Source organism: Mesorhizobium koreense (assembly GCF_031656215.1).
GTDB classification, from domain to species: domain Bacteria; phylum Pseudomonadota; class Alphaproteobacteria; order Rhizobiales; family Rhizobiaceae; genus Mesorhizobium_L; species Mesorhizobium_L koreense.
This window is the reverse complement of the sequence record NZ_CP134228.1, coordinates 1163750-1183396: the sequence shown is the minus strand read 5'-3', so window position 1 is coordinate 1183396 and position 19647 is coordinate 1163750. Positions and strand designations below refer to the sequence as shown.

The window sequence follows — 19647 nt, the reverse complement described above, 5'->3', positions numbered from 1 at the left end:
AAGCGGAGCCTTTGGCCGCATCATCCCGTTTATTCGTTAGTCACATGGACGCAGTGACCGCCGATTGGCTAAGAAGGAAGAAATCCGCGAAATTCTGCACGGGAGGTTGAGATGGCTTCGCGCTATCATGAGGTTTACGAAGGCTGGAAACGGGATCCGGAGGGCTTCTGGGCCGACGCCGCCAAGGCCATTGATTGGTTCTCGCCGCCGAAGAAGATCTTCGACAAGGATGCCGGCGTCTACGGAATCTGGTATCCGGACGCCACCTGCAACACCTGTTACAACGCCGTCGACCGCCATGTCGAAGGCGGCCGTGCCGATCAGAACGCGCTGATCTACGACAGCCCGATCACCGGCAAGAAGAAGGCCTTCACCTATGCAGACGTGAAGGAGGAGGTCTCCGCGCTCGCCGCGCTGCTCCAGGACCACGGCGTCGCCAAGGGCGACCGCGTTGTCATCTACATGCCGATGGTGCCGGAAGCCGTCTTCTCGATGCTCGCCTGCGCCCGTATCGGCGCCATCCATTCCGTCGTCTTCGGCGGCTTTGCCTCGCGCGAGCTCGCCACCCGCATCGATGACGCCAAGCCGAAGCTCATCATCTCCGCCTCCTGCGGCGTCGAGCCGGGCCGCATCGTCGCCTACAAGCCGCTGCTCGACCGCGCCATCGAATTGTCGGCGCACAAGCCAGACGCCTGCATCATCCTGCAGCGCGAGGCAGAGACCTGCGAACTGATCGACGGCCGCGACTTCGACTACGCCGAGGGCGTCGCGAAGACGCGCGGCCGCGACGTGCCCTGCGTCGAGCTCAAATCGACCGATCCGCTCTACGTGCTCTACACTTCCGGCACGACCGGCCAGCCCAAGGGCGTGGTGCGCGACAATGGCGGACACATGGTGGCGCTCGCCTGGACGATGGGCAATGAGTTCGGCGTCAAGCCGGGCGAAGTCTTCTGGGCGGCCTCCGATGTGGGCTGGGTAGTCGGCCACTCCTATATCGCCTACGGGCCGCTGATTTATGGGGCGACCTCCATCCTGTTCGAGGGCAAACCGGTCGGCACGCCGGACGCCGGCACCTTCTGGCGTGTCATCTCCGAGCACAAGGTCGTGGCGCTGTTCACCGCGCCGACCGCCTTCCGCGCCATCAAGCGTGAGGACCCGGCCGGAGAATTCGTCAAGAAATACGACCTCTCCGCCTTCCGTACGCTGTTCCTTGCCGGCGAGCGCGCCGACCCGGAAACGATCAAATGGGCCGAGCAGAAGCTCGGCGTGCCGGTGATCGACCATTGGTGGCAGACGGAGACGGGCTACCCCGTCTCGCAGAACCCGGTCGGTCTCGGCATCCTGCCGGTTAAGTACGGCTCGCCGGGCGTGGCGATGCCGGGCTACGACGTCCAGGTCGTGGACGATGCCGGCCATCCGGTCAAAGCCAATGTGCTCGGCAACGTCGTCATCAAGCTGCCGCTCCCGGCCGGCTGCCTGCCGACGCTGTGGCACGCCGACCAGCGCTTCCGCGACGCCTATCTGCGCGAGTTCCCCGGCTACTACAAGACCGCCGATGCCGGCTATATCGACGATGACGGCTATCTGTTCGTCATGGCGCGCACCGACGACATCATCAACGTTGCCGGCCACCGCCTCTCGACCGGCGCCATGGAGGAGGTCGTCGCCGAGCATCCGGACGTCGCCGAATGCGCCGTCATCGGCATCGCCGACGCCATGAAGGGCCAGGTGCCTGTCGGCTTCGTCGTCCTCAATGCCGGCGTGGCGCGCGACGGCGCCACGATCGAGCGCGAGGTCATCGGCCTCATCCGCGAGCGCATCGGCCCGGTCGCCGCGTTCAAGTCCGTCGTCACGGTCAAGCGCCTACCCAAGACCCGCTCCGGCAAGATCCTGCGCGGCACCATGCAGAAGATCGCCGACAAGGAGGAATGGACCATGCCCGCGACCATCGACGATCCCGTCATCCTCGACGAGATCACGGTGGCGCTGGCCGATCGCGGGATGGGGGTTTGAGACGTTGATTGGCGTTGCGTCCTTCGAGGCTCCGCTTCGCGGAGCACCTCAGGATGAGGGAGTCAGAGCGCGTCTCGCTCACATTTCGGGATGAAGGGCGCTTGCGCTTGTGTCTTCATACCCGTGAGTGCCGTGCAAGCTCGCTTCGATCCAAGTCCGTTTTTGAGACCCGCTGCGCTTCAGGATGAGGCTCGCGGCACAAACCTCCCTCATCCTGAGGTGTGAGCGGAGCGAGCCTCGAAGGACGCGACCAAATCTCAGCCGGCTTTATTGCCGGCAGTAGAAGCGAAGGCAAGTTGACCCGCCCGTTGCTTCGGGCCTATTCCGATGCCGAAGAAATGCATAGGAACAGGCAGGAGCGCATATGGCACTCAAAGGCAAGACGGCGATCGTGACGGGCGCGGCGGGCGGCATCGGCTATGCGGTGGCCGAGCGCTTCGTGAAGGAAGGCGCGAAGGTCGTCATCGCCGATTTCGATGCCGAAAAGGGCGCGAAGGCCGCCAAGACGCTCGGCCCCGACAGTTCCGTGCGCTTCGTCAAAACCGATGTCGGCGACGCGGCCCAGATCGCGAAGATGGTGGACGAGGCGGTGTCCGCCTTCGGCGAGATCGATATCCTGGTTGCCAATGCCGGCATCGTCCACGGCGCCGATTTCCTCGACATAGCCGAGGCGGATTTCGACCGCGTGCTGCGCGTCAACCTGAAGGGCGTGTTCCTCGCCGGCCAGGCGGTGGCGCGCCGCATGGCCGAGCGCGTCAAGGCCGGCGGCCCGGCCGGCACCATCATCAACATGTCCTCGGTCAACGCCGTCTTCGCCATTCCCAACCAGGTGCCCTATTCGGTCTCCAAGGGCGGCGTGAACCAGTTGACCAAGGTGATGGCCCTGTCTCTCGCCTCCTACGGCATCCGCGTCAACGCCATCGGTCCCGGCTCGATCATGACCGACATCCTGAAGGCGGTCGCCAACGACAAAGCCGCTATGGACAGGATCATGATGCGCACCCCGCTCGGCCGCATCGGCGACCCCTCCGAGATCGCCTCCATCGCCGCCTTCCTCGCCTCCGACGACGCCAGCTACATCACCGGCCAGACCATCTACGCCGACGGTGGCCGCTTGCCGCTCAACTACACGGTGCCGATAAAAAACGCGTAGCGGACCATCCTGCATCCTCCTGACAGAAAGCTGTCAGGGGCACTGTGCGATGATCTTCCTGTTCAATGACGCGAACAGGAGATCGGACAATGAACCCGTTCAGTTTTGCCCCGATGGCAGCCATCGGCCGCTACGCCGCCAATCTGCGCGCTCTGCGCGACGATATCCGTACCGAGCGCATCCTTAACTCCCTGCCCGCCGACCTGCGCAAGGACATCGGCTGGCCTGAAATCTATGCGGGACGCCGGTCGCGGCGGCGGCTGGATTAGGCCGTGGGTCTGCGTCATGGAAAGCGCGTCCACTGACAGGCTCCTGACATATCGCTGTCAGGAGCCTCATGTCATGATAGTGTCAGGAGGGTCGCTCCATGACCTATGCGAGAAAACCATCGCCGGCCTTGTCCGGCCAAGGGCACTGAGATGCGCCGCGCCGACCGTCTCTTCCAGATCGTGCAGCATTTGCGCGGCGGGCGCCTCGTCACCGCGCGCATGCTTGGCGAACGCCTCGAAGTCTCGGACCGCACGATCTATCGCGATATCGCTGACCTGCAATCGACCGGCGTTCCGATCGACGGCGAGGCGGGCGTCGGTTATATCCTGCGCGAAGGCTTCGACCTTCCGCCGCTGATGTTCACGCGTGATGAAATCGTCGCCCTCGTTGCCGGCGCCCGCATGGTGCGCGCTTTCGGCGGCGCGGCCATGGCGCGCGCGGCGGAGGAAGCGCTGGTGAAGATCGGCGCCGTGCTGCCCGACAGCGAGAAGTCACGCATCGCCCAGACCAGCATCTTCGCGCCGAGCTACGTCGTCTCCGACAACGACCGCAACGTCATCGACATACTGGAGCGCTCGGTGGAGCGCCGCGAGGTCATGCGCCTCGATTACCGCGACGAGGCCGGACGCCAGACCGAGCGCGACGTACGTCCGCTCGGTCTGTGGTTCTGGGGCAAGGTGTGGACGCTGATCGGCTGGTGCGAGATGCGCGACGATTTCCGCGCCTTCCGTATCGACCGCATCGCCGGCCTCGACAATGCCGGCCGCACCTTCCGGCCCGAGCGCGGCAAGACGCTCACTGACTTCTACCGCACGGTAGAGGTATGGGAGCGCTCCCCGCCCGTGGACAAGGCAGGATAGGGACGGCTTCGCCGCTGGGCCGTGCGTGGTTCGAGGCCCGCTTCGCTCGCACCTCACCATGAGGCAGACCGGCGCCGACCGTCCTCATCCTGAGATGCAGGCGAAGCTTCACCACCGGACAGAAATTTGACAGCATGACGCCAGCGCTCCTCATCCTGAGGTGCGAGCAAAGCGAGCCTCGAAGGACGCACTGGATAGCGGCCATCGAAAGCTCTTCGACCGAGTCCGGCGCGCCCGCAACCCAACCGAGCGCCGTTTGCAGCCCGGCCCGGCGGATTTTTACTCCTCGTCGGCGTCGGGAGCCTTCTTCAGCGAGGACAGCTTAGCGAACACCGCATCGGCGTCGAGTTCCCTGTCCTCCTTCTTCTCGTCGGCGGCGGGAAGCTTCTCGGTGACGGAGGCCGGCAGCAGCGTGTCGCCAACCGGCGCGGGCTGCGGCTGGCCGCGCGAGGCCCGCTGCACTTCGAGGTCGAGGTCGATCTGCGAGCAGAGGCCCAGCGTCACCGGATCGAGCGGCTGCAGATTGGCCGAGTTCCAGTGTGTGCGCTCGCGGATCTGTTCGATGGTCGATTTGGTGGTGCCGACAAGGCGGGAGATCTGCGCGTCCTTCAGTTCGGGATGGTTGCGCACCAGCCACAGGATCGCGTTAGGGCGGTCCTGGCGTTTGGACAGCGGTGTGTAGCGCGGACCCTTGCGCTTGGATTCAGGCACGCGCACCTTCGGCTCGGAAAGCTTGAGCTTGCGCTCCGGATCGGCCTCGGCGACGGCGATCTCGTCGCGTGTCAACTGCCCGTTCATGATCGGGTCGAGACCCTTGATGCCCTGCGCGGCCTCGCCGTCGGCGATCGCGCGCACCTCCAGCGGGTGAAGATTGCAGAACTGCGCGATCTGCTCGAAGGTAAGCGCGGTATTGTCGACAAGCCAGACGGCGGTCGCCTTGGGCATAAGAAGCTGGTTGGCCATAAAGATAATATCCTCTCGTTCGCCCGCGTCCCTGGCGCGGGCGGTGGATGGAACCACCATGTTGGGAAATCATCCCGGATATAAAGGCATTCGCGGCGCTCCGCAACGAATTCCGGAAATTTCTGACGGCGGGGAGTGAGACCAGCGTTCCGACCCTACGACATCTCGGCCGCTCACTCCACCAAGTTCGCCCGACAGTTCGGCTCCGCCTCGCCAGGGCTCCCTATCTGTCGGTGCGAAAGCGCCGAGACGGATGAGAGGTGCCGGGCCGGACAGGGCGTGGATAAATCTGCGCCCATTTGTTTCCCAACCCGTTCATATCGCTGCCTTTCCATATTTTCTTCGCCTCCCTTTATCCACGCCTCCCGCCCATCCTCCATAATCCCTGTCAGTTCCTCCCATCGGGAACACCGGTCATGACGGTGATTGCGTGGGGAGGAGCCGGCGCCTCCGCCGCGATGCTGACGTGGCATCATGGCCGGGGAGGTCCCGCCTGGAGGTTCCCCTGGGGGCACTACGACCCCTGCGTGCCGGTAGAAGGCGCACAGACCCCGGGACGAACGCTGAACCTGTTCGGAGTGACTATCCTTCGGCAGGTTCAGGGTGAGGCTCGGGGAGCAGCGGAACAGGCGGGAACAGAAATCGCCGGCGGGGCGCGTGTGTCGCGCCACGTATTTATATTCGGAAGGCACGGCCTCGCGCCCCGCTTCCCGACTTTCAATGGCCAGGGCCGGAAGGCAGCGTGGCGAGGATGAGGCATGTGCGATGACAAATGCGGATAGTCCTGCGCTCTTCGCACCCCCCTCTGTCCTGCCGGACATCTCCCCCTCAAGGGGGGAGATTGGCTGGCATCACCGCTTCCGCAAACCATCAAAGCTGCAGGAAAGGGAGCAGGCCGCACGGCCGGCTGATCTCCCCCCTTTGAGGGGGAGATGTCCGGCAGGACAGAGGGGGGTGCGAAGGGGCGGAGGACAGGAAAGGATACCCACAAACAATGAACCTCAAACGAGGGGCGCCCCAAACGCTCGACCGGGCGTCGCCGTTGGCGCGCCCCCGCGGAGCCCAGCCGCGCAAGCGGCGGTACGGGCGTGAGCGAAAGCAAATTCCCGAGCGAAACCCTACCCCACGTCGAGCACGATCTTGCCGATATGCTGACCCTCTTCCATCCGCTCATGCGCCCGCCAGGCTTCCTTGAGCGGGAAGATCATGTCCATCACCGGCGCCAGTTGGCGCGAGGCAAGCAGCGGCCAGACTTTCTGCTCGAGCGCGGCGGCGACCTCGCCCTTGAATTCGGCGGAACGCGGCCTGAGCGTGGAGCCGGTGTGGACCAGCCGTTTCACCATCAGCTTGCCGAAATTGACGGTGGCTTTCGAGCCGCCGAGGAAGCCGATCTGCACGATACGGCCTTCCATCGCGGCGGCGGCGTAGTTGCGGTCGATATAGTCGCCGCCCACCATGTCGAGGATGACGTCGGCGCCGTTGTCGCCGGTGACTTCCTTGACCACGGCCACGAAATCCTCCTCCCGGTGGTTGATGGCGCGGTCGGCGCCGAGCCTCACGCAGGCCTCGCATTTCTCCGCCGACCCGGCAGTGGTGATGACGTAGGCGCCGAACGCCTTGGCAAGCTGGATGGCCGTCGTGCCGATGCCGGACGTGCCGCCATGGACGAGGAAGCGCTCTCCCGCCTTCAGCGCGCCACGCTCGAAGACATTGTGCCACACCGTGAAGAAGGTTTCGGGCAGCGCAGCGGCTTCCGTGAAGGTGAATCCAGCCGGCAGCGGCAGGGCGTTGGTGCCGTGCACCGCGACATATTCGGCGTAGCCCCCACCGGCGGCAAGCGCCACGACCGGATCGCCGACGCGCCACCTGCCGGCGCCGACGCCGAGCGCCGCGACTTCGCCCGACACTTCCAGCCCCGGCAGGTCCGAAGCGCCCGGCGGCGGCGGATAGGCGCCCTGCCGCTGCAGGACGTCCGGCCGGTTGACGCCAGCGGCGCGTACCCTGATGAGGATCTGGCCGGGCGCCGGTTCAGGCACGTCGCGCCGCTCGGGCTTCAGCACCAGCGGGCCGCCGGGCTGTGTGATCGCGATCGCGGTCATCTTGGCGGGGATTGTTCCGGTCATGCTATCTCAACTTCCTCCGGCGATACTCGACGAACCGATGTTTGCGTCCTGTGCCCCACGCCCTTTATGGTGGCGATGTATGTAGCCGATCAGGTTGGACAAGCAAGGCAAAGGAAGGAATTGCATGAGCATGTTCGACGAGGAAGCTCCCCGGAAAAAGAGAGTCCACGAAATCGGCCAGGACCTTTCGCTGCTGTCGGTCGACGAACTGTCCGAGCGCATCGAACAGTTGAAGGAGGAAATCGGCCGGCTGGAAGCCGAAAGAACGGCGAAGGACGCGACGCGAAGCGCTGCGGATGCGCTTTTTCGCAAGGGCTGAACCTTTGTCGCGCGGCGATCGTTTCCGTCTCGAAACGGCCGCAAACTTCATGGCATCGCCGTTGGCGACAGCACCGCATTTCACGCCCTAGCCGGAACCCTCGATGTTCGCCTCTTTCGGTCCCATCCTTGCCCTTTTGCGCGGAACGGCGTTCCTGCTGCTCGCTTCCGGCCTGCTCAGCCTTCTGTTGCCGTTGCGCGGCCAGGCGGAAGGTTTTTCGACCGCGGCGCTCGGCCTGCTCGGTACGGCCTGGGCAGGCGGCTTCGTCGCCGGCTGCTTCCTTGCGCCCAGGCTGGTGCGCAATGTCGGCCATGTTCGAGCCTTCGGCACTTTCTCCGCGGTCGGCGCCATCATCGCGCTTCTGACCGGCCTCTTCGTCGATCCCTATGTCTGGATCGCGCTCAGGATCTTCACCGGCTTCACTATGGCCGGCTCCTTCATGGTCATCGAAAGCTGGCTGAACGAGCGCGCCACCAACGAGAACCGTGGCACCGTCTTCGGCCTCTACATGATGGTAACCTACGCCGCGATCATGGCCGGGCAGATGATCGTCGCCGCCGGCGACGTCCGCTCCGCCTCGCTCTTCATGGTGACGGGCATCTTTTTCTGCCTGTCGCTGATCCCGACCGCCATCTCCACCCAGGCGACGCCAACGCCGCTCAAGGAAGTGTCGCTCGATCTACGAAAGCTCTATGCCAATTCGCCGGTGGCGCTGATCGGCTGCCTCCTGATCGGCATCGCCAACGGCGCGTGGGGCACGCTCGGCGCGGTGTTCGGCGCACGCATCGGCATGCCGACCTTCGAGATCGCGCTGATGATGAGCCTGGTGGTCATCGCAGGCGCGGTCATGCAGCTTCCGGCCGGGCGCGTCTCCGACCGCACCGACCGCCGCTTCGTCATGGCTGCCGCCGGCGCCGGCGCAGCACTGATCGGCCTTCTCATTTTCCTGTTCGAGCCGCGCCATGGCGCCGTCATCCTGGTGATGACCGCCTGCTATGGCGGACTTGCCTATATCCTCTATTCGCTGGCTGTCGCGCATGCCAACGACCACGCAAGCTCGGAGGATTTCGTCAAGGTTTCGAGCGGGCTCCTGCTGCTCTATGGTTTCGGCACCATGATCGGGCCGTTGCTCGGCGCGGCGCTGATGGCCTATCTGAGGCCGGAAAGCCTGTTCCTCGCCACCGCGATCGCCCACGCCGCGCTCGCGGGTTACACGCTCCTGCGCATCAAGACCCGCGCCCCGATCCCGGTCGAGGAGCGCGAAGCCTTCCAGAGCGTGCCCGCCGAGCGGGCAACGACGCCGCAGGCGCTGCAACTCGACCCGCGCGGCGATGCCGGCGACGGCGAGGACAGCCCGGACAAAAAGGAACCGGCCGCCGCCTGATCGGGCAACGGCCGGTTCGATTGTTCATGGCTGGCCTATATGGATCACTTCATGGTCGGCATCGCGAACTCGGCGCCTTCCTTGACGCCGGAGGGCCAGCGCGAGGTGATTGTCTTGGTCTTGGTGTAGAAACGCACCGAATCCGGACCATACTGGTTGAGGTCGCCGAAGCCCGACCGCTTCCAGCCGCCGAAGGTGTAATAGGAAACCGGCACCGGGATCGGCACGTTGATGCCGACCATGCCGACATTGACGCGGGACGCGAACTCACGCGCGGCGTCGCCGTCGCGGGTGAAGATGGCGACGCCGTTGCCGTATTCATGCTCCGAGGGAAGCCGCACGGCTTCCTCGAAATCATGGGCACGCACGACCGACAGCACCGGGCCGAAGATCTCTTCCTTGTAGATGCGCATGTCCGGCGTCACTTCGTCGAACAGGCAGCCGCCCATATAGAAGCCGTTCTCATAGCCCTGCATCTTGAAGCCGCGCCCGTCGACCTTGAGCTTGGCGCCTTCCTTGACGCCGATATCGACATAGTTCTTCACGCGCTCCAGCGCCTGGGCCGTCACCAGCGGGCCGAAATCGGCGGCCGGATCGGTGGAGGGACCGATCTTCAGGCTTTCGACGCGGGGGATGAGCTTCTCGACCAGCTTGTCGGCGGTCGCCTTGCCGACCGGGACGGCGACCGAGACGGCCATGCAACGCTCGCCGGCCGCGCCATAGCCCGAACCGATCAGCGCATCGACCGCCTGATCCATGTCGGCGTCCGGCATGACGATCATGTGGTTCTTGGCGCCGCCGAAGCACTGCACCCGCTTGCCCGTGGCGCAGCCGCGCGCATAGATATATTCGGCGATCGACGAAGAGCCCACGAAGGCAACCGCCTTGATGTCCGCATCGTCGAGGATGGCGTCGACCGCTTCCTTGTCGCCGTTGACGACATTGAGGATGCCTGCCGGCAGCCCGGCCTCGTACATCAGTTCAGCGAGTTTCATCGGCACGCCTGGATCGCGCTCGGATGGCTTCAGGATGAAGGCGTTGCCGCAGGCGATCGCCGGCGCGAATTTCCACATCGGGATCATGGCCGGGAAGTTGAAGGGCGTGATACCGGCGACGACGCCGAGCGGCTGCCGCACCGAATAGAGATCGATACCGGGACCGGCGCCCTCGGTGAATTCACCCTTCATCAGATGCGGGATACCGAGCGCGAATTCCACTACCTCGACGCCGCGCAATATATCGCCCTTGGCGTCGGGGATGGTCTTGCCGTGCTCACGGGCGAGAAGCTCTGCGAGCGCCTCGTTGTCGCGCGCCACCAGTTCGAGGAATTTCATCAGGACGCGCACGCGCCGCTGCGGATTGGTCGCGGCCCAGGCCGGCTGCGCTTCCTTGGCGTTCTCGACCGCCTTGCGCAGTTCGGCCGCAGAGGCGAGCGCCACTTTCGAGCGAACGGTGCCGTCCATGGGCTGCAGGACGTCGGCCGTGCGGCCGCTGGTGCCGGCGACATGCTTGCCGCCGATGAAATGACCCATCGTTTCCATGATCTACTCCCTGTGAATACCTGCCCCCATTGTCCTGCTTTGCGCCGATCATTGCAACGCGCGCGAAACCGCATCCGGTGTGCGTACATTCGCTATCCTGAGCTCTGGCGCTTTATTTTTTGCAACATTGCAACTACATTCCCTCAGCGGAGGGGCAGCCATGAACTGGGACGACGTACGCATCTTTCTGGCGGTAGCGCGCTCAGGCCAGATCCTTGGCGCGGCAAAGCGGCTCGGCCTCAACCACGCGACCGTCTCGCGCCGTATCGCCTCGCTGGAGGAAGCCCTCAACGCCAAGCTGTTCAGGCGCCTCACCACCGGGTCGGAACTGACGCCGGCGGGCGAGCGCTTCCTGGAACGCGCGGAGCACATGGAGGCCGAACTTATCGTCGCGCGCGCGGACATTGCCGGCGAAGGCGGCGAGGTATCCGGCACGGTGCGCATCGGCGCGCCGGACGGGTTCGGCGTTGCCTTCCTTGCCCCACGCCTCGGAGCATTCGCGGCGCGCCATCCGGAGCTTACCGTCCAGCTCGTGCCGGTACCGCGTTCCTTCTCGCTTTCGCGGCGGGAGGCGGATATCGCGATCACCGTCGAGCGCCCGAGCGAAGGCCGGCTGGTCGCCGGCAAGCTCGTCGACTACACGCTCGGCCTCTATGCCTCGCGCGCTTATGTCGAGGAGATGGGTATGCCGCGTACGCCGGCGGAGCTTTCCCGCCATCGCCTCGTCGGCTACGTGCCCGACCTGACCTTCAGCCCGTCCCTCGACTACGCGAACGAATTTTCACCGGACTGGGGCTCGCATTTCGAAATTTCCTCCTCACTCGGCCAGGCCGAGGCGGTGCGCTCCGGTGCCGGTATCGGCATTCTGCATACCTTCATCGCCCGCGCGCTTCCGGACCTCGTCCACGTGCCGGCGGCAAAGCCCATCCGCCGCGCCTACTGGCTCGTCTATCACGAATCGGTCAGGCCGCTCAGGCGCATCCAGGCCGTCGCCGGGTTCATCGGCGAGGCGGTGGAAGGGGAACGCTCTTTGTTCGCGTAAGGAAAGGCCTCTCTTTAGAGGCTGGACTCGCCAGAGAGGTCGCGGCGCGCTTTTTCGAGTTCCTCCGCGTAACGCCTGAGGAGATGGCCCTCGGTCAGGAGACCGACGACGGTGCGGTCGTACTTGTCGCTCACGACGGCGAGCTCCTCGCTTCCCGACGCGGTGAACGCCTGCGCGGCGACCTTGACGTTCATCGACGGCAGCAGGACCGTTTCCCTGAACTTCGCCAATTCGCTGACGGGCGTGCCCTTTTCCGCGTCGGCGTCCGCCTGGTCGGCATGAACCTCCGGCACGATCAATATGCCGGCATAGTGCTGGTCGGAATCGATCGCGATGACGCGCTGCGCCGAGCCCAGCGGGAACAGCTTGCGGAACTCCGCAACCGGCGTGTCGGCATCGACGGTTCGCACGTCGGCGCGCATCATCGAGCCAACGGTCAGCGAGCGCATCCAGCCGACATCGTTGGCGCTGCGGATCGTCTCGCCGCGAAGGTGGAGGCGCCAGGTCGAGAACGAATAGCCGAAGCCCTCGCGCACCACCATCGCCGACAGGATCGAGGCGGCCAGCACGACGCCGGTCAGCGTCAGGTCGCCGCTCGATTCCAGCGCCAGGAAGGTCATGGTCAGCGGGCCGCCGACCACGCCGACCGCAAGCGACGTCATCCCGATCACGCCGGCCACGCCCGGATCGATGCCGGTCGCGGGCGATACGATCGCCATTGCCGCGGCGAACAGCTTGCCGAGCAGCACGCCGAGAAAGAGCGAGGCGAAGAACAGGCCGCCGCGAAAGCCGGAGCCGAGCGAGATTGCCGATGCGGCAAGCTTCATGACGAACACGCTCGCCACCACCGTCAACCCATAGTTCATCGCCATCTGCAACTGGAAGGCGCCATGACCGGAGGAGAGAACCTGCGGCGTGCCGAGCGCCAGGAGTCCGACAAGGCAGCCGCCGATAGCGGGCCTGAGCGTCGCGTCGATCGACAGGCTGGAGAAAGCGCGCTCGACAAGCGTCACGAAATGCATGATCGCGATGGAGACCCCACCGCCGATCAGGCCGAGCAACAGATAGGGCAGGTACTGTTCCGGCGTCATATGCGGAACGGCGTCGAGGTGGATGGGAAACTGCGCGGCCTTCAGCAGATCGGCCGTTACCGAACCCATGAGAGCCGCCGTAAGAACCGGCGCGACATTGACGATCGTATAGACGCCGATGATGAGTTCGAAACCATAGAACGCACCGGTGAGCGGTGCGTCGAAGGCGGCAGCGATAGCGGCCGCCGCTCCGCAGCCGACCAGCATGCGCACGTCGTTGCGGCGCAGTTTCAGGCTACGGCCGATGCGAGAAGCGACCCCCGACCCCATTTGCGTATAGCCTGCCTCCAGGCCGACCGACGCACCGAAGCCGCTGGAGATGATGGTCTGGAAGGCGATGATGAGACTATCGGTCAGCGACAGGCGTCCACCGTGGAGCGCGTTGGCTTCGATAGGATCGATGGGCGTGCGGTATTTACGATAGCGCAACCAGGCGATGCTGATCCCCATGATGACGCCGCCGACCAGCGGTACGAAGGCGTGGCGCGGATCGAAGAGCGCGAACATGCTGGAGAGGCGCGCGCCCTTTGGCAGGTCGTAGAGATACCAATGCATCTCCTGCACGATCCAACCCATCGCCCATACCAGAACGCCGGAGATGACACCGACAAAGCACGCCAGAAGCACGATGAAAAGGCCCGGCGCCTTGAGCGTTCCGAACAGATGCTTCGCGCCGGCAAGCAATTGCGGCCGGCTGACGAAATGGAGGCTTTCGATTGCCACGGGGATATCCTGATCATGCCGAGCAGTCGCGGTCCCTCCGCCGTCATCCGGCCCGCAACCACCCGCTCTGCCTACGCCCTATCGCAGGGCTCCGACTTCCGGTCCAAGGTAATAGCGGCATTTTGTTGACGTTTTTTTACGTCATGGCGCCGGTGGCGCGTTCCCGCTGCCTTGACCTATTCCGCATCCGGCTGACGGTCGGGCGCGGCGCTGGCAAAGGCATCGAGCGCCTGCGCTTCCTCGAAGATGCGCATGACGGTCGGATAGGGCGAAAGGTCGAAGTGGAAGCGCTTCGCGTTGAATATCTGCGGCACGAGGCAGATGTCGGCGAGCGTCGGATCGTCGCCATGGCAGAAGCGGCCGGTCTCCGGTTCAGCCTTCAGCCGGACTTCCAGCGCGTCGAAACATTCCTTCAGCCAGCGATGGTACCAGGCCCTGCGTGCCGCCTCGTCCAGCCCGAGTTCGGTTTGAAGATATTTCAGCACGCGCAGATTGTTGAGAGGATGCGTGTCGGCGGCAACGACCGCCGAGAGCGAACGGACGCGGGCCCGCTCGACAGGTGTGGCCGGCAACACGCGCGGCGTATCGGGATAGGCCTCTTCCAGATATTCGATGATGGCGACGGATTGCGTGACGACAGTGTCGCCATCGGCGAGCGCCGGCACGAAGCCCTGCGGGTTGATACCGAGATAATCCGGCGCGTGATGCTCCCCCTTCGCCAGATGATGCGCCTGCTGCCGGTAGGGCAGTCCCTTGAAGTTGAGCGCGATGCGGACCCGGTAGGATGCGCTCGAACGGAAATAATCGTGCAGCAGGAGCACTATTTCGTTCTCCTATTCGGCCGGCCCGATCGTCAGCTTCACCGGCTCCAGCCCGTCGATCGTGCCTTCCAGCACGTCGCCGGCAACTACAGGTCCGACACCAGCCGGCGTTCCGGTGAAGATCAGGTCGCCGGGCATCAGATGATAGTAGCGCGAAAGATGCGAGATCAGCTCGTCGACCTTCCAGACGAGATCGTCGAGATGGGCATCCTGACGAACTTCGCCGTTCACCGTGAGCGCAATGCGCCGCCCGTCCAGCGACGAAACGGACGCCACCGGCGTAATCGGCCCCAGCACCGCGCCGTTCTCGAAGGCTTTGCCGAAATCCCATGGGCGGCGCTTGTCCTTGCCCTCCTGTTGCAGGTCGCGGCGCGTCATGTCGAGGCCGCAGGCATAGCCGTAGACGGTCGATTGCGCTTCCTCGGCCCCGATACGGAAAGCGGGGCGGCCGATCGCGACCACCAGTTCCATCTCGTGATGAAGATCCCGTGTTCCGGGGGCATAGGGCACCGTCGCGCCGCTATGGGCCATGCCGATGGTGGGTTTCAGGAAATAGAACGGCGCCTCGCGATCCACCTCGTTACCCATCTCCTTCGCGTGCTCGACATAGTTGCGGCCAACGCAGAAGATACGCGCAACGGGAAAAAGCTTCCGCTCCCCGATTACGGCGAGTGCGGCCTGAGGCTGCGGGGGAAAAAGATATTCACTGACCATGAGCGACGCCTCGGAAATGTGTGATCGGCGCTCTTTTCACAGGCTGGAGGTTCGGCGTCAACGGTGATGGGCACCGGATGCGCCGCAAGCCGTCAGGTTGGCCTGTTCGCCGGAAGGACCATCTGCGTCTGCGTGACGATTGCGGCCACCTTGCCGTCTGCGCGCATGATCGTCGTCTGCCAAACCATCGTGGTGCGGCCGCGATGCAGCGGCACGCAGACCGCGTGGGCAGTCTCGCCGAGCGGCACCGGCCGCAGGAAATTGGTCTTGCTTTCAAGCGTCGTCGTGGTGAGGCCGCTGGAAAGATTGAGCGAGGTCGCCAACCCACCCAGATTGTCCGCCATCGCCATGATCGCACCACCATGTACGACGCCGTTGCGGTTGCCCAGGCTCTCGACGGCGGCAAACTCGGCCTCGACGCGGTCAGCCGCCGCGGCGGTGACGCGAAGCCCGATCAAATTGGCGAATGGCGGCTGGTTTGCGGCAATGGAGCGCAAGAAGGGTCCGTCGCTTTCCATCATTCGGCCTCCATTACTCGGCTTCCCTTGGCTTGGCATCGATTGCACGATCTAGCACGAACCCGGTCGAATGACACAGAGGCCGGCATGCTTCTGATATCAGGCGGCCGCCCTGGCATCGGGTCTTTTCAAATCCTCCTCGACTATATTTCGCTAATCTTCGAGATCTCGATCGGCACAAGAAAACGAATGCACACGGTTGCAATATAACACCGGAATACAAAACATGTGGATGGAAAACGCCAATCGAAACCTTCGTTTAGCATTGCTGCCGTTATTGAGCCGGATAATCATCCATTGATTTCGTTTGACATTCGTTTCCCATTCGAAATAATGTTAACGGGCTTTCGAAAAGTATCGAATTCTGCGCCGCAAGAGAAGCCTCGGAGGGATTTGAGTGGACGCACGCCCGATCCATGACGTCTTCGTCATTGGCGGCGGCATCAATGGATGCGGGATCGCGCGCGACGCGGCCGGGCGCGGCTACTCGGTCTTCCTGACGGAGATGAACGATCTGGCGAGCGGCACGTCTTCCGGCTCGACCAAGCTCATCCATGGCGGCCTGCGCTATCTCGAATTCTACGAATTCCGCCTGGTGCGGGAAGCCTTGAAGGAGCGCGAAGTGCTGTGGGCCAACGCGCCGCACATCATCTGGCCGATGCGCTTCGTTCTTCCCTATCAGAAAGGTCTTCGCCCGGCTTGGCTGCTGCGGCTCGGCCTGTTCCTCTACGATCACCTCGGCGGGCGCAAGCTCCTGCCGCCGACCCGCACCATCGACATGCGACGGGACCCGGCGGGCCAGCCGCTGAAGAAGCTTTTTTCCAAAGCCTTCGAATATTCCGATTGCTGGGTGAACGACGCCCGAATGGTCGCCCTCGTCGCACGCGACGCCGCCGACCGCGGCGCCGTCATCCGCACGCGCGTCAAGGTCACGGGTGCGCGCCGCGAGGACGGGCTGTGGCGCCTCACAATCCTCGACACCTGCACGGGCCGCACGACGGAAGAGCATGCGCGCCTGTTGGTCAACGCGGCCGGCCCCTGGGTCGACACGGTGATCACCGAGACGCTCGGGCGCAACAACGTCCACAATGTCCGCCTCGTCCAGGGCAGCCACATCGTCATCCGCAAGAAGTTCGAGGATCCGCGCGCCTATTTCTTCCAGAACAGGGACGGCCGCATCATCTTCGCCATTCCTTACGAGGAGGACTTCACTCTGATCGGCACGACCGACCGGGATTATGACGGCGATCCTCACGAGGCGAAGATCAGCGATGCGGAGATCGACTATCTGTGCATGGCGGCCAGCGAATATTTCGCCGAGCCCGTCAGGCGCAGTGATATTGTCTGGACCTATTCCGCCGTCCGCCCGCTCTTCGACGACGGCGCCTCGAAAGCGCAGGAAGCGACGCGCGACTACGTTATCAAGGCGGATGCGCCGAAGGATGAGGCGCCCCTCATCAACAGCTTCGGCGGCAAGATCACGACCTTCCGCAGGTTGTCGGAAGCGGTTCTGGAAAAAATCGGCGGGCACCTTGGCGAACGTGGCAAACCGTGGACGGCCGATGCGCCGCTTCCCGGCGGCGATTTCGCGCCGACCGGGTTCGATGCCGAAGTTTCGAGGCTCAAGTCCGACTATCCTTTCCTCGACCGTGTGCATGCGCGGCGCCTGACCAGGCTCTACGGCACAAGGGCGCGGAAGATCCTTGGCCTCGCCAAATCGGACGGGGATCTCGGGCGTTGCTTCGGCGCCGATTTATACGAGGCTGAGATACGATATCTCATCCGTGAAGAGTGGGCCGTGACGGCCGAAGACGTTCTGTGGCGACGCACAAAGCGGGGGCTTAGGCTGTCCACAGAAGAGGCCAAGGCCTTGGCCGATTTCATGCGTGACGAACAGGACCGGAGGATAACCGCAGCGGCGGAATGAGGATTCGTCCGGGAGGGGATGATGCTTGAACTAAAGGATGTCTCGAAAGTGGTGGGTGGCGTGACGCATATCGACCGCGTCTCGCTGACCCTTGAGCACGGCACATTGAACGTTCTGCTCGGACCCACTCTTTCGGGAAAGACGAGCCTAATGCGGCTGATGGCGGGGCTCGACGCGCCGAGTTCCGGATCGGTCTGGTTCGACGGCACCGACGTGACCGGCGTGCCCGTGCGCAAGCGCAATGTCGCCATGGTCTACCAGCAGTTCATCAACTACCCGACGCTCACCGTCTACGAGAACATAGCCTCGCCGCTACGCGTGGCCGGCGCCGACGCCGCCACGATCGACGCCGAAGTAAAGCGCGCCGCGCATCTCCTGCGCCTCGAGCCCTTCCTCGACCGCACGCCGCTCAACCTCTCCGGTGGCCAGCAGCAACGCACGGCGCTCGCCCGTGCCATCGTCAAGAATGCCGGCCTCGTCCTGCTCGACGAGCCACTCGCCAATCTCGACTACAAGCTGCGTGAGGAATTGCGCGAGGAACTGCCGAAAATATTCGCCGAGGCCGGGACCATTTTCGTCTACGCGACGACCGAACCGTCGGAAGCGCTTCTCCTGGGCGGCAACACGGCGACGCTTTGCGAAGGTCGCATTACCCAGTTCGGCCCGACCATCGAGGTGTTCCGTCACCCGAACGACCTGGTCACGGCGCAAACCTTCGCCGACCCGCCGCTCAACACGATCGTGCTGCGCAAGAAGGGCAGCCAATTTCAGCTGGATGGTGGGGCGGACCTCCCGGTGCCCGTCTCTTATTCGGGCATTGTCGACGGCAACTACACCATCGGCTTCCAGCCCCACCATCTTTCCCTCAAGCCCCAGACGGCAGCCGCCGTGCCCCTCCGGGCAAAGGTGTCGGTGACCGAGATCACTGGATCGGAGAGTTTTATCCATCTCGACTTCGCCGATGTGCGCTGGGTCATGCTGGCGCCGGGCATCCACAGCCTGCAGCCGGACGACGTGGTCAATATCTATATCGATCCGCGCCACATGATGATCTTCGACGAAAGCGGCCGCGCCGTTTCCGCCGGCGAGCGGCTGGCGGCGTAGGAGGACGGGAATGGCACGTATCGATCTCGATCATATCCGCCAGTCCTATGTGGAGCACCCGCGCTCGCCGGATGACTACGCGCTGAAGGAGGTGGAGCATACCTTCGCCGACGGCGGCGCCTATGCCCTGCTCGGGCCATCCGGCTGCGGCAAGACCACGCTTCTCAATATCATCTCCGGGCTGCTGCGCCCGACCGAAGGCCGCATCCTCTTCGACGGCCGCGATGTCAGTCGCCTATCGACGCAGGAGCGCAACATAGCGCAGGTGTTCCAGTTCCCCGTCGTCTACGACACGATGACGGTCTATGAGAATCTCGCCTTCCCGCTCAGGAATCGCGGCGTGCCGAAAGCGGAGATCGACCGCAAGGTCACCGAGATCATCGACATGATAGACCTCGGCGACTGGGCCAACCGCAAGGCTCGGGGCCTGACCGCCGACCAGAAGCAGAAGATCTCGCTCGGCCGCGGCCTTGTGCGCTCCGACGTCAACGCCATCCTTTTCGACGAACCGCTCACCGTGATCGACCCGCATATGAAATGGATGCTGCGCTCGCAGTTGAAGGTGCTGCACAAGCGCTTCGGCCATACCATGGTCTATGTCACGCACGACCAGACCGAGGCGTTGACATTCGCCGACACGGTGGCGGTCATGTATGACGGCCAGATCGTCCAGATCGGCAAACCGGCGGAACTGTTCGAGCGCCCGAGCCACACCTTCGTCGGCTATTTCATCGGCTCGCCCGGCATGAACGTACTGCCGGTGAAGGTGAACGGCGATGTGGCTCGGATCGGCGAGCGCACGGTCCACCTGCCAGGCAAGCCCGGCGGAAACGCGGCCGCCGTCACCGAACTCGGCGTCCGGCCCGAATATGTGCGCGTCGGCCGCGAAGGCATGCCGGTCGCCATCGCCAAGGTCGAGGATATCGGCCGCCATAAGATCGTACATGCGGCGCTCGACGGTCACCAGATCGCGGCGATCGTGCCGGAAGAGGCGGAAGTATCGGCCGAGGCGCGTATCAGCTTCGATCCGGCCGGCATCAATCTCTACGCCAATTCCTGGCGGGTGGAGATGGGGGCGTAG

Annotated in this window: 17 protein-coding genes; 10 read left to right on the top strand and 7 right to left on the bottom strand. The window is 64.1% G+C overall.

From position 1 onward, the window contains the following. Nucleotides 1–111: 111 nt before the first annotated feature. The 4 genes from RBH77_RS05765 (at nt 112) to RBH77_RS05750 (ending at nt 4296) form a co-directional block, all read left to right on the top strand. Nucleotides 112–2013: a propionyl-CoA synthetase gene (locus RBH77_RS05765; protein WP_311031168.1), complete on the top strand. Its 1902-nt coding sequence runs from the start codon at nt 112–114 to the stop codon at nt 2011–2013. A gap of 364 nt (nt 2014–2377) precedes the next feature. Further along, nucleotides 2378–3166, top strand: a complete 789-nt coding sequence (locus RBH77_RS05760; RefSeq protein ID WP_311031167.1) for an SDR family NAD(P)-dependent oxidoreductase — start codon at nt 2378–2380, stop codon at nt 3164–3166. Nucleotides 3167–3255: 89 nt separating this feature from the next. Then, on the top strand, nt 3256–3435 hold the full coding sequence (locus RBH77_RS05755; protein WP_311031166.1) for a hypothetical protein: 180 nt from the start codon (nt 3256–3258) through the stop codon (nt 3433–3435). A 150-nt stretch (nt 3436–3585) separates the two neighbouring features. Next, nucleotides 3586–4296 (top strand): helix-turn-helix transcriptional regulator, encoded by a 711-nt coding sequence (locus RBH77_RS05750; RefSeq protein WP_311031165.1) that lies wholly within the window; start codon nt 3586–3588, stop codon nt 4294–4296. A 279-nt stretch (nt 4297–4575) separates the two neighbouring features. On the opposite strand, the gene RBH77_RS05745 is transcribed toward RBH77_RS05750, so the two are convergent. Continuing rightward, nucleotides 4576–5259 (bottom strand): DUF1013 domain-containing protein, encoded by a 684-nt coding sequence (locus tag RBH77_RS05745; protein ID WP_311031164.1) that lies wholly within the window; start codon nt 5257–5259, stop codon nt 4576–4578. A 1118-nt stretch (nt 5260–6377) separates the two neighbouring features. Then, the gene (locus RBH77_RS05740; protein ID WP_311031163.1) at nt 6378–7382 is read right to left on the bottom strand and encodes an NAD(P)H-quinone oxidoreductase; all 1005 of its coding nucleotides are present in this window, start codon (nt 7380–7382) and stop codon (nt 6378–6380) included. A 124-nt stretch (nt 7383–7506) separates the two neighbouring features. On the opposite strand from RBH77_RS05740, the gene RBH77_RS05735 reads away from it, so the two are divergent. Continuing rightward, nucleotides 7507–7701, top strand: a complete 195-nt coding sequence (locus tag RBH77_RS05735) for a DUF1192 domain-containing protein (protein WP_311031162.1) — start codon at nt 7507–7509, stop codon at nt 7699–7701. A 103-nt stretch (nt 7702–7804) separates the two neighbouring features. Beyond that, on the top strand, nt 7805–9085 hold the full coding sequence (locus RBH77_RS05730; RefSeq protein ID WP_311031161.1) for an MFS transporter: 1281 nt from the start codon (nt 7805–7807) through the stop codon (nt 9083–9085). 44 nt (nt 9086–9129) lie between these two features. Here the strand turns inward: RBH77_RS05730 and RBH77_RS05725 are convergent, their stop codons facing one another. Beyond that, nucleotides 9130–10626, bottom strand: coding sequence for a CoA-acylating methylmalonate-semialdehyde dehydrogenase (locus RBH77_RS05725; RefSeq protein ID WP_311031160.1), 1497 nt, complete (start codon nt 10624–10626; stop codon nt 9130–9132). 160 nt (nt 10627–10786) lie between these two features. On the opposite strand from RBH77_RS05725, the gene RBH77_RS05720 reads away from it, so the two are divergent. Continuing rightward, entirely contained in the window at nt 10787–11668 is an 882-nt protein-coding gene (locus RBH77_RS05720) for a LysR family transcriptional regulator (RefSeq protein ID WP_311031159.1), read from the top strand. Nucleotides 11669–11682: 14 nt separating this feature from the next. On the opposite strand, the gene RBH77_RS05715 is transcribed toward RBH77_RS05720, so the two are convergent. The 4 genes from RBH77_RS05715 to RBH77_RS05700 all read right to left on the bottom strand — a co-directional run bounded on the left by RBH77_RS05715 (nt 11683) and on the right by RBH77_RS05700 (nt 15538). Beyond that, entirely contained in the window at nt 11683–13443 is a 1761-nt protein-coding gene (locus tag RBH77_RS05715) for a chloride channel protein (RefSeq protein ID WP_311032439.1), read from the bottom strand. A gap of 215 nt (nt 13444–13658) precedes the next feature. Continuing rightward, nucleotides 13659–14303, bottom strand: a complete 645-nt coding sequence (gene maiA, locus RBH77_RS05710) for a maleylacetoacetate isomerase (protein ID WP_311031158.1) — start codon at nt 14301–14303, stop codon at nt 13659–13661. 12 nt (nt 14304–14315) lie between these two features. Continuing rightward, nucleotides 14316–15017, bottom strand: a complete 702-nt coding sequence (locus RBH77_RS05705; protein ID WP_311031157.1) for a fumarylacetoacetate hydrolase family protein — start codon at nt 15015–15017, stop codon at nt 14316–14318. A gap of 92 nt (nt 15018–15109) precedes the next feature. Continuing rightward, the gene (locus RBH77_RS05700; RefSeq protein WP_311031156.1) at nt 15110–15538 is read right to left on the bottom strand and encodes a PaaI family thioesterase; all 429 of its coding nucleotides are present in this window, start codon (nt 15536–15538) and stop codon (nt 15110–15112) included. 394 nt (nt 15539–15932) lie between these two features. On the opposite strand from RBH77_RS05700, the gene glpD reads away from it, so the two are divergent. From glpD to RBH77_RS05685, 3 genes are read left to right on the top strand one after another with little or no spacing between them, the layout of a single operon-like run. Further along, nucleotides 15933–17462: a glycerol-3-phosphate dehydrogenase gene (gene glpD, locus RBH77_RS05695; RefSeq protein ID WP_311031155.1), complete on the top strand. Its 1530-nt coding sequence runs from the start codon at nt 15933–15935 to the stop codon at nt 17460–17462. Nucleotides 17463–17483: 21 nt separating this feature from the next. After that, nucleotides 17484–18566: an ABC transporter ATP-binding protein gene (locus RBH77_RS05690; protein ID WP_311031154.1), complete on the top strand. Its 1083-nt coding sequence runs from the start codon at nt 17484–17486 to the stop codon at nt 18564–18566. Nucleotides 18567–18576: 10 nt separating this feature from the next. Next, nucleotides 18577–19647, top strand: a complete 1071-nt coding sequence (locus RBH77_RS05685; protein WP_311031153.1) for an ABC transporter ATP-binding protein — start codon at nt 18577–18579, stop codon at nt 19645–19647.

What these genes read in the sequence shown, in the direction of transcription:
- RBH77_RS05705 (WP_311031157.1), bottom strand. Translation starts at nt 15,017, where the DNA reads ATGGTCAGTGAATATCTTTTTCCCCCGCAGCCTCAGGCCGCACTCGCC.
- RBH77_RS05760 (WP_311031167.1), top strand. Translation starts at nt 2,378, where the DNA reads ATGGCACTCAAAGGCAAGACGGCGATCGTGACGGGCGCGGCGGGCGGC.
- RBH77_RS05690 (WP_311031154.1), top strand. Translation starts at nt 17,484, where the DNA reads ATGCTTGAACTAAAGGATGTCTCGAAAGTGGTGGGTGGCGTGACGCAT.
- RBH77_RS05685 (WP_311031153.1), top strand. Translation starts at nt 18,577, where the DNA reads ATGGCACGTATCGATCTCGATCATATCCGCCAGTCCTATGTGGAGCAC.
- RBH77_RS05700 (WP_311031156.1), bottom strand. Translation starts at nt 15,538, where the DNA reads ATGATGGAAAGCGACGGACCCTTCTTGCGCTCCATTGCCGCAAACCAG.
- RBH77_RS05755 (WP_311031166.1), top strand. Translation starts at nt 3,256, where the DNA reads ATGAACCCGTTCAGTTTTGCCCCGATGGCAGCCATCGGCCGCTACGCC.
- RBH77_RS05765 (WP_311031168.1), top strand. Translation starts at nt 112, where the DNA reads ATGGCTTCGCGCTATCATGAGGTTTACGAAGGCTGGAAACGGGATCCG.
- RBH77_RS05750 (WP_311031165.1), top strand. Translation starts at nt 3,586, where the DNA reads ATGCGCCGCGCCGACCGTCTCTTCCAGATCGTGCAGCATTTGCGCGGC.
- RBH77_RS05720 (WP_311031159.1), top strand. Translation starts at nt 10,787, where the DNA reads ATGAACTGGGACGACGTACGCATCTTTCTGGCGGTAGCGCGCTCAGGC.
- RBH77_RS05725 (WP_311031160.1), bottom strand. Translation starts at nt 10,626, where the DNA reads ATGGAAACGATGGGTCATTTCATCGGCGGCAAGCATGTCGCCGGCACC.
- RBH77_RS05735 (WP_311031162.1), top strand. Translation starts at nt 7,507, where the DNA reads ATGAGCATGTTCGACGAGGAAGCTCCCCGGAAAAAGAGAGTCCACGAA.
- RBH77_RS05730 (WP_311031161.1), top strand. Translation starts at nt 7,805, where the DNA reads ATGTTCGCCTCTTTCGGTCCCATCCTTGCCCTTTTGCGCGGAACGGCG.
- RBH77_RS05745 (WP_311031164.1), bottom strand. Translation starts at nt 5,259, where the DNA reads ATGGCCAACCAGCTTCTTATGCCCAAGGCGACCGCCGTCTGGCTTGTC.
- RBH77_RS05740 (WP_311031163.1), bottom strand. Translation starts at nt 7,382, where the DNA reads ATGACCGGAACAATCCCCGCCAAGATGACCGCGATCGCGATCACACAG.